Below are 13,745 nucleotides of genomic sequence, written 5' to 3' on the forward strand. Positions count from 1 at the left end.
TCTTAATTGCGGGCCAAGGAAGAATAAAATGTATTGTCCGGATTCTTATCGGCAAGCTGTTTTAAAGCCTCCTCATAAATACTTGTATCCACATGCTCAGCCACATCGATATCACCGGTAAAGTATCCACTGCCCACAAGAGAATTATAATAATCAATAATTCCCTGTTTGTTGGGGTCCAGAGTCATAATTGTTCTGTTTTCAAACAGGTATTGCCTTACATATTCTTCCGTTTGATTGGAATAAGAAGCTAGAAAGCTCACAATTTCATCCCGATTAGCTTCATCTTGGTAATACTCCAGAGCTCTAATATTGGCCCTTGTAAATGCGATCAACTCCTCTCTCTTATTGTTGAGTGTAGTTCTGGATGTCACCTGGCGGCAGCATACATAGAGGGGTTCTAATTCTCCTACTTCATATACAATCTCTACGGAATCTTCATATTTATTTGCAAATTCTACCGGAAGAAATCCTAAATCTGCTTCGCCTTTTTTTACCGCTTCCGCAACATTGATTTGACTGTCCACTTCTATTACCTGAATAGAATCCACATCGATTCCCTGTTTTACCAGATACCCTCTGGAAACCACCCATGCGGTATCCGCGCGAACTGTTGCGATGGTGATTCCTTCATAGTTCGTAATGTCCTTATATATTTCCACATTTTCCGGTAAAGAGATAATGGCACCGCCTTCTGCCGCCGTCCCTTCAAAGATTACAAGATCGGAACCGTTAGCGATAAAGTTTAAGTCAGGAACAATACCCGTTCCCCAGATGTCCACTTCTCCCTTATCCGTGCTGATGGAGGTGAGCGCCGCTGTAGCATCCTGGATTTCAACAAATTCAAAATCCACGCTTTCCTCCTCATAATAACCAAGATGGTCGGCCAGCAGTACTACGGCAGTTCTTATGGTTCCCGGGGTAATACCGAACTTCAGGCTTCCTGCACTCTCTTCACCGGAATCTTTTCCGCAGCCTGCAAACAATAATCCTAACGATAATACAAGTGCCGATGCCCATATTCTCTTAGATTTCTTCATAGTCTTCTTCTCCTCTTTCTTCCCCTTCTTCATATAAATCGGATGAGAGATATCTCTCTCCTGAATCCGGAATGATCGTTACGATAGTCTTACCTTTATTCTCCGGCCTTTTTGCTACTTTTACCGCAGCATATAGGGCAGCTCCGGCAGAAATTCCTATGGATATTCCTTCTTTTCTTGCGCTTAGTCTTGCAAATGCATAGGCATCCTCATCTGTAACCGTGATAATCTCATCAAATAAGCTCTCATCCGTCACAGGTGGGGTTGCCCCGCCGCCGATTCCCTGAATCTTGTGAGGCCCTGGTTCGCCTCCTGACAGGACCGGACTTCCGGCAGGTTCTACAGCGATGACTTCAATTTTTGGATTTCTACTTCTGAGATATCTTCCGGTTCCCGAAATTGTACCTCCTGTACCGGAGGAAGCAACGAAGATATCCACCTTTCCATCCGTATCTTCCCAAATCTCGGGACCTGTTGTCTTTTCATGGGCTCCGGGATTATCAGGATTACTTCCCTGTCCCGGTATAAATACATCCGGTATCCTTTCCGCAATCTCCTTTATCCGTTCCCCTGCTCCTGCCATATTCAGTTCAGCCTTAGTCAATTCAACCTCTGCACCATATGACTTTAAAATAGTAATTCTTTCTTTACTCATATTTTCAGGCATAGCGATGATCGCTTTATATCCCTTTGCCGCTGCAGCCATGGCGAGCCCAATTCCTGTGTTCCCGCTTGTTCCTTCCAAAATAGTAGCTCCGGGCCTCAGCTTCCCTTCTTTCTCCGCATGCTCAATCATATTTTTTGCAATCCGCGATTTCACACTGAATCCGGGGTTAAGAAATTCCAATTTTCCAATAATTCTTCCATAGGTCTCGCATTCTTTCTCGATATTATGGAAAGCTACCAAAGGCGTATTCCCCACTAGTTCCAAAATATTGTCATATACTTTTCCCATATGCACAATCACACCCTTCCGTTACCTGTAAAACTTCTCATTCGGTGTAGCGCTCAATTCCTTTCTGCTTTGAGGCTGTGACCAATACTCTTCATATGGAATCTGGTCTACAAAACGAGTATTGAAGTCTGCAAAAAGATTCTCCTTATTCCCTCTTCCCTTTGAAAAATCCCTGAAATATGTATTATTTCTAAACGCTGGAATCTCATATAAATCCCTCGCATATGCCCAAATATTTTCGTAATCCACTACACGCTTTTGCTGAGGACCGAGGTTTCTGTAATAATGAGTATCCCATCTTGCTAATGTTACAAAGAACCGGATATCGCTATCCGTCACATAATCCCCAAATAAAAATCTATTCCTGGACAATCGCTCCTCCAATTCATCCATTGCACGAAAGAAATCTTCATAGGCTTCCTGATATGCTGTCAAGGATTGGCAGAAAGCCATGCGATAATGTGCGTTATTAATATTGGGGAACAACCAATCGTTAAACTCATCGATTTCTTTGCGAAGCTCCGATGGATATATATCCGGTGCATCCTTACTTTGAAACGGCTTAAATGCGACTTCCAAATAATTTGTCAGCCTGTGGTAATCATTGTTTACCACCTTCTTTGTAGTCACATCCACCAAAGCAGGAACTGTGCATCTTCCTTCATATCCCGAATCTGCATTGTAGTATGCCTCGCTTAAAAATTTAATTCCTAATACCGGATCTTCAAAATTTTCATCGTCCGGAAAACCCCATCCGTAAATATTGCTCTCACCTGTGGAATCCACAATATTTACACTTATAGCATCCTCTAATCCAAGCAGTTCCCTCACAATAGATGCTCTGTTGGACCAATGGCAGCCTTTTGCCCAAAGCAAATGGTATCTTCCGCTCTCTGCCTTTAGTTGCCCTTCTTCCTCCCCGAAAGCCGCTGTGAAATGGTTTGGCTGCCTTACAAAGGCACCTCTTTCATCTATTTCGTTCTTTATTTCCTTGGGCCTTGGCTTCGCCCCTCTTTCCACTGCAAAGCGCTCCGCCTGCTCATCCGTATAAAGGACTGTACCTTCCTTTTCTGTTCTCTTTCCTATTTCGCAATATGACATAATCTTTTTCTCCTATTATTTTATTTTAGAACATCGTTTCTCCAAAGGGCCTTTATTCTATTCCGCGTGTAGCTGCGCATCCTACACGGAGTGCTTTTATTCTATAGGATTAACAATTTTATACTTTAATGTTACAAGGTGTTTCCTTTAGAAATCGAGTAGGAGGGAAATTTAAATACATTTCCCGACCTCTCACACCACCGTGCGTACCGTTCGGTACACGGCGGTTCAATCAACTTAACAATTAACGTACCTTTCGGTGTAGTAATCTAACATGGAGATTAGTCCAAATGCGGCTAATCTCTTGTTTGTAATGACAAAGTTTAATGCACCACTACATACATGTGCAATTCTTGCTCCACTGTATGCTATTGCAAATGCATCCTCCTTGTTCATTCCTAGTTTCACCAAGTTTTCTGCCCTGTTTTGCGCGGTTTTCCAATGTTTCCATATGCACATACGAATTCTAAATCTAATTCTTTTGTCTGTAGCTCGGCATAACTCTTTCATACTTCCAATTTTAAAGTAGTTTATCCAGCCTCTGATAAGTTGATTTAACTTTTCAATTTTGTAGCTGTTACTTACTCCCCAACTACGGCAAGTCAATTCTTTCATTCGTTTCTTGAATTTCATAACTGACTTGATGTGTGGTTTTGCCTTGTACTGATGCGAGTATCTGTCGAAGTAAAAGCCAAAACCAAGATATTTTAGCCCTTGTGGTTTATCCACTTTGCTTTTGGTTATGTTTACTTTCAACCCTAGTTTTTCTTCGATAAAACGTGTTAGGTTTCTCATCACTCGTTTTGCCGACATTTCACTTCCCACCATAATAATACAGTCGTCTGCGTATCGGACAAAGCTTAGACCTCTTTGTTCCATTTCCTTATCTAGTTCGTTCAACATGATGTTTGCAAGAAGTGGTGAAAGATTCCCTCCTTGTGGTGTTCCTATCACTGATTCCTTATATTCATCATCTACTATAATTCCGCTAACCAGGAATTTTCGGATAATAGAGATAACATCTCCATCTTTGATAGTTCTTCCTATTAGTGTCATCAGCTTATCATGGTTTACTGTGTCAAAGAACTTTTCTAAGTCAACGTCAACTATCCAATCATTTCCGTCATTCATCATATCCAATGCCGTTATGATTGCTTGCTGTGCATATCTGTTTGGTCTGAATCCATAACTATGCTCATGAAACTGCTCCTCGTAGATTGGTGTTAATACCTGTGCTATCGCTTGTTGTACAAATCGGTCTGTTACTGTTGGTACTCCTAGGTTTCTGACACCACCGTCTGGCTTTGGTATCTCCACTCTGCGTACAGGCAGAGGTTTATATTTTCTTTCCCTCAGCTGTTCCTTGATAATTTCGCCGTTCTTTTCAAGATGTTCTCCCAGTTCTGTGTACTTCATATCGTCCACTCCCTCTGCACCTTTATTTCGTACGACTTGCAGATATGCGGTATTGAGATTCTCTTTACTTAATATCTGCTCCATTAGACTACTTGTGTCCATGCGTTGTTTCCTTTCCGTCCCGCTAAATTTGGCCATCCTTTTCCCGATTGGTTACGGCAGATGTTGTCATTTCTGCAATACGAGACCTACTTCAACTGATTGATTGTTCACCCCTTCACTCCATTCCCATTACAGAAACTTCTTCGCTACTATGGGATCGGCTGACTTCTCACAGTTCGTTGTTACTCGGCGAATGAAACCGCTGTGAGACCTCCACGCTTAAGATGCACGCTCTTTCCCTCCATATATCCGCCGCATTTACTCTGCTTCTACAAATGTGGTAGTAATTAGACTTTGTTGCTTTTAGCCAACTTATCTCTCGAAGCCTAGCCTTATATGCGATTTCTGTCCGTCGGACCAGAGGTTTGCCTTCAGCTTCCTTCAGATTCCACCTCACGGCGGACACCCTTGCTGTTCAGCTATACATTTCCCACTACCTGGGCATGTTCGGGGACTTGCACCCGTTAGAGCGCGCCCATGGCGCGCAAACTAAAAAATAGGTGCCATATGCATGACACCTACTGAACGCTCACCACTTCTCTTACTTACGGATAGTTTCAGGGCACAATGCATATGAAAAATAAACTGTATTCATACAGGCAGATTTACAGCAGCAACATACCCCATTCATATTTTCTATTTCTCTCATTAAATTCTTCATAGACTTTTTCCCTCTCCATATTGTATACTATTCCTACTGGTTTAATATGTTTTGAATTATATTACTCTTTCACAATAAAGTCAACAACTATCCGGTTATCGGCTAATAGGTATTTCGTATAAGAAATTATAGTTTTTTTCTATAACACTTTTTTTCTATATTATATTTTATTGCATAGAAAAAGACATCGCCTTCTTTTAGAAGAAAACAATGCCTCTCACTCTTATAAAAATAAAAAAATCTTCAGAATTGTACCATATTGCTCATACTTTAGCGATAAATATGCACTCATACTACCTTAATATTTCTATTTCAAATCCATATTCACGCAATATAAGGTCATCATCGATTCTTTCTTCATATATTCCGTCTACCTTCTTAAATCCATTTTTTATATATACATTTATAGCCGGTTTATTTATATCTACAACAAAAAGTCTTAAATATTTGGCATCCTTCTGCTTAGTAAGTGCAATAGCATGCTTAAGCACCGCACTTCCGATTCCACGTCTTGCATAATCAACATTAACTCCAAAGCGGTCAAAATATAACGCCTTTCCATGGGTATTTTCCCATTTCACATAACGCTCTCCTGTATGTGATTCACATAACGCAAACGCCGCAACGATATTGTCATGTTCCTCTACCAATAAATAAAGGCGGTTATTCTCAATATCATCACTAAAAAACGTGCACGGATAAATTTCGTCCCAAATTGATATGTCATTTCTGTTCATATCATCAATTATCTTCCCATACATCTCTTTGAGTTTCGGCAAATCGTTAATATCAGCCAATCTCAAATCCATATCAATTCACCTCCGAATATCCACGATATACTATGAATCTATAATAACATACTTAGCTGTAGAACAAAAGTGTGCTTCGTCCAAAGGGATTTTTGTATCATTATGTCAAAATAGATGCAAGGTTTTTAAGGTCAATTTTATCAACTTCCCTAAGCTCATATCCACTATGAAATAATTTCTGAGCTTCTGCAGAAATACACGGGATAATTCGCTCTTCAAATAAAGCGCTCGAAAACCATTCTGCTTTAAAATCATACCAATCATCATTTAATCCGGCTTGTTTTGCACTTCCATCTTCACTGATTATTAAAGGGTGTATATCTATATATCCCAATTCCGGATGATACAGTTCAATACGTGACGGACGCCAGTCAGTTATAATTGTATAGCCTTTTACGTTTAAAGCATCTAATAAAATATCTGTGAACTTTCCATCAAAATCCACATCAATATCTCTGTGCACTCTGTTTTGCTTCCCAAGTAAAATATCTATTCCCCAGCCTCCATCTATCCAATATTCTATTTTTAAGCCATCCAGAAAATTCAAAACTTCCATTAAATTTTCCTTGTTGGTGATTTCCTTTTTTGCCATAAAATCTCCTTATTATAAATTGGCTTTTATGTGTTTGTTACATCAACTAACTCTACTAAATATAACACAAACAATCAGGCTGAAAAAGATACAAAATTGTACTTTTTCAGCCTGATAACTCTTAGTGCTGGTGGCCGGACTTGAACCGGCACGGGATTGCTCCCGAAGGATTTTAAGTCCTTTGCGTCTGCCTATTCCGCCACACCAGCAAAAAAACTTAATGGGACCTATAGGGCTCGAACCTATGACCCTCTGCTTGTAAGGCAGATGCTCTCCCAGCTGAGCTAAGATCCCATAAACAATATAATTTTGAACTAAACGACCCGGATGGGACTCGAACCCACGACCTCCGCCGTGACAGGGCGGCGCTCTAACCAACTGAGCCACCGGGCCAACTAATCTAATAATATTAAGTACGTATAAATGGACCTTCGGGGACTCGAACCCAGGACCGACCGGTTATGAGCCGGTTGCTCTAACCAACTGAGCTAAAGGTCCGCATTCCCTAATTAGGGACTATAACAGCCGATGATCGGACTCGAACCGATAACCTGCTGATTACAAATCAGCTGCTCTGCCAATTGAGCCACATCGGCGAATTGCGAACGAACGACTTAATAGTGCTATTATTCAAATAACACGAGTGACTCCGACGGGAATCGAACCCGTGTTACCGCCGTGAAAGGGCGGTGTCTTGACCGCTTGACCACGGAGCCTTCTCTTTTTCCTGAGTATTTTTACACTCGCACTCCCCGAGTAGGGCTCGAACCTACAACCCCGCGGTTAACAGCCGCGTGCTCTACCATTGAGCTATCGAGGAATCTGTTACTGAGTGGTCTCCCACTCTTTTTAGGGTCCATACCCTCAAAACCGAATACCTACAGACCTTCTTATGCTGCCATCTTCCGGTCCTTTCACTCTCTCATATCTTTTCATCCGTTTTTTCTTCTTTTGTAAGAGTGTTCTCCACTCTTTATCCCAGCCTATAAGGATAAGCCCTCGACCGATTAGTACTTATCAGCTGCACGTATTGCTACGCTTCCACCTTAAGCCTATCTACCTCGTGCTCTACAAGGGGTCTTACCATGATTAATTCATGGGGATATCTCATCTTGAGGGGGGCTTCACGCTTAGATGCCTTCAGCGTTTATCCCTGCCGGACTTGGCTACTCTGCCATAGGTCTGGTACCTAACAGATACACCAGCGGTCCGTCCATCCCGGTCCTCTCGTACTAAGGACAGCTCCTCTTAAATATCCTACGCCTGCGCCGGATAGGGACCGAACTGTCTCACGACGTTCTGAACCCAGCTCGCGTACCGCTTTAATGGGCGAACAGCCCAACCCTTGGGACCTTCTACGAAGCCCAGGATGCGATGAGCCGACATCGAGGTGCCAAACCACTCCGTCGATGTGAACTCTTGGGAGTGATAAGCCTGTTATCCCCAGGGTAGCTTTTATCCGTTGAGCGATGGCAATCCCACGTTATACCACCGGATCACTAAGTCCTAGTTTCCTACCTGCTCCACCCGTCGGTGTCACAGTCAAGCTCCCTTATGCCTTTGCACTCTGCGAATGGTTTCCGACCATTCTGAGGGAACCTTTGAGCGCCTCCGATACCCTTTCGGAGGCGACCGCCCCAGTCAAACTCCCCGCCAGACATTGTCCCGGAACCAGTTTCATGGCTCTCGGTTAGAAATCCAATACGGTAAGGGTGGTATCCCAACAGCGGCTCCATAGAGACTGGCGTCTCTACTTCTTTGCCTCCCACCTATCCTGTACATACAGCATCGAATCCCAGTATCAAGCTGGAGTAAAGCTCCATGGGGTCTTTCCGTCCTGGCGCAGGTAACCAGCATCTTCACTGGTACTTCAATTTCACCGGGTGCATTGTTGAGACAGCGCTCAAATCATTACGCCTTTCGTGCGGGTCGGAACTTACCCGACAAGGAATTTCGCTACCTTAGGACCGTTATAGTTACGGCCGCCGTTTACTGGGGCTCAAATTCAAGGCTTCACGTTAGTTGACCTTTCTTGTTAACCTTCCAGCACCGGTCAGGGGTGACACCATATACTTCACCTTCCGGTTTTGCATAGACCTGTGTTTTTGCTAAACAGTTGCTTGAGCCTATTCTCTGCGGCCCCATCTCTGGGGCACCCCTTCTCCCGAAGTTACGGGGTCATTTTGCCGAGTTCCTTAACAATGCTTCTCCCGCCGGCCTTAGGATTCTCTCCTCATCCACCTGTGTCGGTTTACGGTACGGGTACAGGACGAACAATAGCAGCTTTTCTTGGCACATGGCCCGCATGCTTCGCTACTTCATTTCGCTCCGCATCACGCCTTTGGATCGATAAGGGATTTGCCTCCTTATCTCCTACTTCGCTTGCACCGGCTTTTCCTTTTCCGGCCCATGCTTTCCACATGCGTCCCTACAGTTCTGTCATCCTGCAGTACAGGAATTTCCACCTGTTATCCATCGACTACGCATTTCTGCCTCGCCTTAGGCCCCGACTTACCCAGGGCAGATCAGCTTTACCCTGGAATCCTTGGATATTCGGCCAAGAGGATTCTCACCTCTTTCTCGCTACTCATTCCGGCATTCTCTCTTCCTGAAACTCCACGGCTCCTCACGGTACCGCTTCTTCGCTTCAGCAATGCTCCTCTACCAAGCATGCCTTACGCATGCTTCCTAAGCTTCGGTGGTGTGTTTCAGCCCCGGACATTTTCGGCGCAGGACCTCTCGACTAGTGAGCTATTACGCACTCTTTGAATGGATGGCTGCTTCTGAGCCAACATCCTAGTTGTCTTTGAAATCCCACATCCTTTTCCACTTAACACACACTTTGGGACCTTAGCTGTAGGTCTGGGCTCTTTCCCTTTTGACTGCCCAACTTATCTCGTGCAGTCTGACTCCCGTATAACATCTGTACGGCATTCGGAGTTTGATAACCTTCGGTAAGCTTTGACGCCCCCTAGGGTATTCAGTGCTCTACCTCCGCCAGATTCATACGAGGCTAGCCCTAAAGCTATTTCGAGGAGAACCAGCTATCTCCGGGTTCGATTGGAATTTCTCCCCTATCCACACCTCATCCCCACCCTTTTCAACGGATGTGGGTTCGGTCCTCCATTGCCTTTTACGGCAACTTCAACCTGGACATGGATAGATCACCCGGTTTCGGGTCTGCACATACTGACTATGGCGTCAACTAAGTTGACGTTTGGCGCCCTGTTAAGACTCGGTTTCCCTTCGGCTCCACACCTTAAGTGCTTAACCTTGCCAGTATCCGCAACTCGCCGGACCGTTCTACAAAAAGTACGCGGTCCCACCTTAACGTGGTCCCACAGCTTGTAAACACAGGGTTTCAGGTTCTCTTTCACTCCCCTCCCGGGGTCCTTTTCACCTTTCCTTCACAGTACTATACACTATCGGTCACTGAGGAGTATTTAGCCTTACGGGGTGGTCCCCGCTCATTCCCACAAGGTTTCTCGTGTCTCGTGGTACTCTGGATCCTGCGCTGTCGCTTCCGGGTTCGCTTACGGGGCTTTCACCCTCTCTGGCTGGTCTTTCCAGGACCATTCTGCTCCCTTCTTCGAATCAGACTATGCAGTCCGAACCCCGGAGTGCACGCACTCCGGTTTGGGCTCTTTCCGGTTCGCTCGCCGCTACTTCGGAAATCACGGTTGTTTTCTTCTCCTCCGGCTACTTAGATGTTTCAGTTCACCGGGTTCCCTTCCTTACGCTATGTATTTACGTAAGGATACATAAGGTCTTCTTATGTGGGTTTCCCCATTCAGATATCTGCGGATCGTAGGATATTTGCTCCTCCCCGCAGCTTTTCGCAGCTTATCACGTCTTTCTTCGGCTCTCAGTGCCAAGGCATCCTCCCTGTGCTCTTTCTTGCTTAACCTTAATGATAAGAGTGTTCTTTACTCTTTGAGAGTGTTCTTTACTCTTTGAGAGTGTTCTTTACTCTTTGAGAGTGTTCTTTACTCTTTTATCACCGGACATCTAGCGTGATGTCCTCGGCTGGTCCGCTGTCCTCATACACCGGTCCGTAGACCGATCTATCATTTCAGCTCTTCTGACGGAGAGTGTTCTTTACTCTTTCATCAGAAGGTAAATCTATTTGAGTTTAAAACTCATTTGTTCGGCCATCATGACTTGCATCACGATGGACCTCGGATGTCTTTGATACTTGATTGTTTTTTGGTATTCGGTTTTCAAGGTACGGTCTTGCAGGTCTTTGGCACTTCCTTTTATCTTTTCAGACAGACTTTAGTGCTGCGTCCTGTCCCGGAACTCCTATCATAAATAGTCCTTCCGGTAATGGAGACAGAGAGATTCGAACTCTCGACCCCCTGCTTGCAAGGCAGGTGCTCTCCCAACTGAGCTATGCCCCCGTTTCCGGTTCTTGGGTAATCCCCTATGAGTATCATGAGAAAGACTTTCCTATCATGCACTCATGATTTATCTTTATTTTTTCTTTTCTTCACTGGGCTTAAGTGGACTCGAACCACCGACCTCACGCTTATCAGGCGTGCGCTCTAACCGGCTGAGCTATAAGCCCTTTTTTTTAGATCTGGCAGCCACCTGCTCTCCCATGCCGTCTCCAGCATAGTACCATCGGCCGCTTAAGTCTTAACCTTCGTGTTCGGGATGAGAACGGGTGTCTCCCCTAAGCGCATCGCCACCAGATATGTTTCTGAGTATTCTCTACTCATTCGCTTCGATTCTTAGTGCTTTCCCACTCTTCCTCAACAGCTAAACAGTAATGCAACCCCTACTTCTTCTTCCTTAGAAAGGAGGTGATCCAGCCGCACCTTCCGATACGGCTACCTTGTTACGACTTCACCCCAGTTATCAGACCTGCCTTCGGCTGCTCCTCCCCTTACGGGTTAGGTCACAGACTTCGGGCATTTCCGACTCCCATGGTGTGACGGGCGGTGTGTACAAGACCCGGGAACGTATTCACCGCGACATTCTGATTCGCGATTACTAGCGATTCCAGCTTCATGTAGTCGAGTTGCAGACTACAATCCGAACTGAGACGTGTTTTTTGGGATTTGCTCCAGGTCACCCCTTCGCTTCCCTCTGTTCACGCCATTGTAGCACGTGTGTAGCCCAAATCATAAGGGGCATGATGATTTGACGTCATCCCCACCTTCCTCCGGGTTATCCCCGGCAGTCTCTCTAGAGTTCCCATCTTACTGCTGGCTACTAAAGATAAGGGTTGCGCTCGTTGCGGGACTTAACCCAACATCTCACGACACGAGCTGACGACAACCATGCACCACCTGTCTCCAATGCCCCGAAGGGAACATACATTACATATGCTGTCATTGGGATGTCAAGACTTGGTAAGGTTCTTCGCGTTGCTTCGAATTAAACCACATGCTCCACCGCTTGTGCGGGTCCCCGTCAATTCCTTTGAGTTTCATTCTTGCGAACGTACTCCCCAGGTGGATTACTTATTGCGTTTGCTGCGGCACCGAAGGCTTATAAGTTCCCGACACCTAGTAATCATCGTTTACGGCGTGGACTACCAGGGTATCTAATCCTGTTTGCTCCCCACGCTTTCGAGCCTCAACGTCAGTTACAGTCCAGTAAGACGCCTTCGCCACTGGTGTTCCTCCTAATATCTACGCATTTCACCGCTACACTAGGAATTCCTCTTACCTCTCCTGCACTCTAGCCAGGCAGTTTCCAAAGCAGTCCCGGGGTTGAGCCCCGGGCTTTCACTCCAGACTTGCCCTGCCGTCTACGCTCCCTTTACACCCAGTAAATCCGGATAACGCTTGCCCCCTACGTATTACCGCGGCTGCTGGCACGTAGTTAGCCGGGGCTTCTTAGTCAGGTACCGTCATTTTCTTCCCTGCTGATAGAGCTTTACGTACCGAAATACTTCTTCACTCACGCGGCGTCGCTGCATCAGTGTCTTGCCCATTGTGCAATATTCCCCACTGCTGCCTCCCGTAGGAGTTTGGGCCGTGTCTCAGTCCCAATGTGGCCGGTCACCCTCTCAGGCCGGCTACTGATCGTCGCCTTGGTGGGCCTCTACCCCACCAACTAGCTAATCAGACGCGGGTCCATCCTGTACCACCGGAGTTTTTCACACTGCTTCATGCGAAGCTGTGCGCTTATGCGGTATTAGCACCTATTTCTAAGTGTTATCCCCCGGTACAGGGCAGGTTGCCCACGCGTTACTCACCCGTCCGCCACTAAGTTATATATCTTCCATCCGAAAACTTCCGTTATATAACTCCGTTCGACTTGCATGTGTTAGGCACGCCGCCAGCGTTCATCCTGAGCCAGGATCAAACTCTCATGTTGAGATTCGTCGATGCATGCCATTTCTGGTAGGCCATGTCTGATGCTCGCATCAGCACTCGGTATGCCATGAAATGATTTGAGGAGTAAATTCAATGAAGTAAGCTTCGCTTACGAATTGGCATTTGCTCCCATGCATGTCACATGTTTGCCCGGTCCAAAATCAACTTTGGCTTTAAATCCTTGCTAATTTTTTCCCGTAATCTCACATCTGCTCCTTGCGGTGCTTTTGTGCGATTCTTTTACTGTTTTTTAGGTTGTTCTTCTGAATTTTCTCTTTGGGCCCTTTCTGCAAAAGCAGAGGCCCGTTTTAGAATTTTCAGGGTTGCATTACTGTTTACTTGTCAAGGTTCTGTGTTTCTTATGCAATTTGGAAAATTGCTTCCCGCTTACTGCGGTACGGAGAAGGAGGGATTTGAACCCTCGCGCCGCTATTAACGACCTGCACCCTTTCCAGGGGTGTCCCTTCAGCCAACTTGGGTACTTCTCCAAATCAAAACTGTTGTCCTTCATGATGTTATGCTGTTCATTACAACAGGTTCAGCGGAGAAGGTATCTCCAGCGGAGAGGGTGGGATTCGAACCCACGCGCCCTTGCGGACAAACGGTTTTCAAGACCGCCTCGTTATGACCACTTCGATACCTCTCCATGTTCGTGCGCCACTCAGCAGCGCAAAATTGATTCTAGCAAAAAAGTGGTAAGGTGTCAACATTTTTTTACAACTTTTTTTAATTTCTTTTCT

6 protein-coding genes, 11 tRNA genes and 3 rRNA genes are annotated in these 13,745 nt (G+C 45.3%); all 20 read right to left on the minus strand.

From position 1 onward, the window contains the following. Positions 1-2: 2 nt before the first annotated feature. The gene (locus RBB56_RS05310; protein ID WP_306721350.1) at positions 3-1,073 is read right to left on the minus strand and encodes an ABC transporter substrate-binding protein; all 1,071 of its coding nucleotides are present in this window, start codon (positions 1,071-1,073) and stop codon (positions 3-5) included. Then, complete coding sequence (gene cysK, locus RBB56_RS05315) at positions 1,027-1,995, minus strand: cysteine synthase A (protein ID WP_306721351.1); 969 nt, start codon at positions 1,993-1,995, stop codon at positions 1,027-1,029. Before cysK ends, RBB56_RS05310 begins: the two co-directional genes overlap by 47 nt. A 21-nt stretch (positions 1,996-2,016) precedes the next feature. Then, positions 2,017-3,096 (minus strand): glutathione S-transferase C-terminal domain-containing protein, encoded by a 1,080-nt coding sequence (locus RBB56_RS05320; RefSeq protein ID WP_306721352.1) that lies wholly within the window; start codon positions 3,094-3,096, stop codon positions 2,017-2,019. Between the two features lie 237 nt (positions 3,097-3,333). Continuing rightward, the gene (gene ltrA / locus RBB56_RS05325) at positions 3,334-4,614 is read right to left on the minus strand and encodes a group II intron reverse transcriptase/maturase (RefSeq protein ID WP_306722097.1); all 1,281 of its coding nucleotides are present in this window, start codon (positions 4,612-4,614) and stop codon (positions 3,334-3,336) included. A 954-nt stretch (positions 4,615-5,568) separates the two neighbouring features. Beyond that, positions 5,569-6,084: a GNAT family N-acetyltransferase gene (locus RBB56_RS05330; protein ID WP_306721353.1), complete on the minus strand. Its 516-nt coding sequence runs from the start codon at positions 6,082-6,084 to the stop codon at positions 5,569-5,571. A gap of 100 nt (positions 6,085-6,184) precedes the next feature. After that, positions 6,185-6,676, minus strand: coding sequence for a nucleotidyltransferase domain-containing protein (locus RBB56_RS05335; RefSeq protein WP_306721354.1), 492 nt, complete (start codon positions 6,674-6,676; stop codon positions 6,185-6,187). A 125-nt stretch (positions 6,677-6,801) separates the two neighbouring features. Continuing rightward, positions 6,802-6,885, minus strand: a tRNA-Leu gene (locus RBB56_RS05340). 12 nt (positions 6,886-6,897) lie between these two features. Further along, positions 6,898-6,970, minus strand: a tRNA-Val gene (locus RBB56_RS05345). 25 nt (positions 6,971-6,995) lie between these two features. Beyond that, positions 6,996-7,069, minus strand: a tRNA-Asp gene (locus RBB56_RS05350). A 31-nt stretch (positions 7,070-7,100) separates the two neighbouring features. Next, positions 7,101-7,174, minus strand: a tRNA-Ile gene (locus RBB56_RS05355). A 25-nt stretch (positions 7,175-7,199) separates the two neighbouring features. Next, a tRNA-Thr gene (locus tag RBB56_RS05360) sits at positions 7,200-7,272 on the minus strand. A 48-nt stretch (positions 7,273-7,320) separates the two neighbouring features. Beyond that, positions 7,321-7,392, minus strand: a tRNA-Glu gene (locus RBB56_RS05365). 32 nt (positions 7,393-7,424) lie between these two features. Further along, a tRNA-Asn gene (locus tag RBB56_RS05370) sits at positions 7,425-7,496 on the minus strand. Between the two features lie 167 nt (positions 7,497-7,663). Beyond that, a 23S ribosomal RNA gene (locus RBB56_RS05375) occupies positions 7,664-10,583 on the minus strand. Between the two features lie 420 nt (positions 10,584-11,003). Beyond that, positions 11,004-11,076, minus strand: a tRNA-Ala gene (locus RBB56_RS05380). Positions 11,077-11,169: 93 nt separating this feature from the next. Beyond that, positions 11,170-11,243, minus strand: a tRNA-Ile gene (locus RBB56_RS05385). 10 nt (positions 11,244-11,253) lie between these two features. Then, a 5S ribosomal RNA gene (gene rrf, locus RBB56_RS05390) occupies positions 11,254-11,371 on the minus strand. Positions 11,372-11,474: 103 nt separating this feature from the next. Further along, a 16S ribosomal RNA gene (locus RBB56_RS05395) occupies positions 11,475-13,006 on the minus strand. The 16S, 23S and 5S rRNA genes sit together here with 11 tRNA genes alongside, the layout of an rRNA operon. Before the next feature lie 397 nt (positions 13,007-13,403). After that, positions 13,404-13,493, minus strand: a tRNA-Ser gene (locus tag RBB56_RS05400). A gap of 72 nt (positions 13,494-13,565) precedes the next feature. Further along, a tRNA-Ser gene (locus RBB56_RS05405) sits at positions 13,566-13,651 on the minus strand. Between the last annotated feature and the right edge of the window lie 94 nt (positions 13,652-13,745).

This window comes from Kineothrix sp. MB12-C1 (assembly GCF_030863805.1).
Lineage (GTDB): Bacteria > Bacillota > Clostridia > Lachnospirales > Lachnospiraceae > Kineothrix.

Coding starts and splice junctions, on each gene's coding strand:
- RBB56_RS05310 (WP_306721350.1), bottom strand. CDS start 1,073: ATGAAGAAGGGGAAGAAAGAGGAGAAGAAGACTATGAAGAAATCTAAG.
- cysK (WP_306721351.1), bottom strand. CDS start 1,995: ATGGGAAAAGTATATGACAATATTTTGGAACTAGTGGGGAATACGCCT.
- RBB56_RS05320 (WP_306721352.1), bottom strand. CDS start 3,096: ATGTCATATTGCGAAATAGGAAAGAGAACAGAAAAGGAAGGTACAGTC.
- ltrA (WP_306722097.1), bottom strand. CDS start 4,614: ATGGACACAAGTAGTCTAATGGAGCAGATATTAAGTAAAGAGAATCTC.
- RBB56_RS05330 (WP_306721353.1), bottom strand. CDS start 6,084: ATGGATTTGAGATTGGCTGATATTAACGATTTGCCGAAACTCAAAGAG.
- RBB56_RS05335 (WP_306721354.1), bottom strand. CDS start 6,676: ATGGCAAAAAAGGAAATCACCAACAAGGAAAATTTAATGGAAGTTTTG.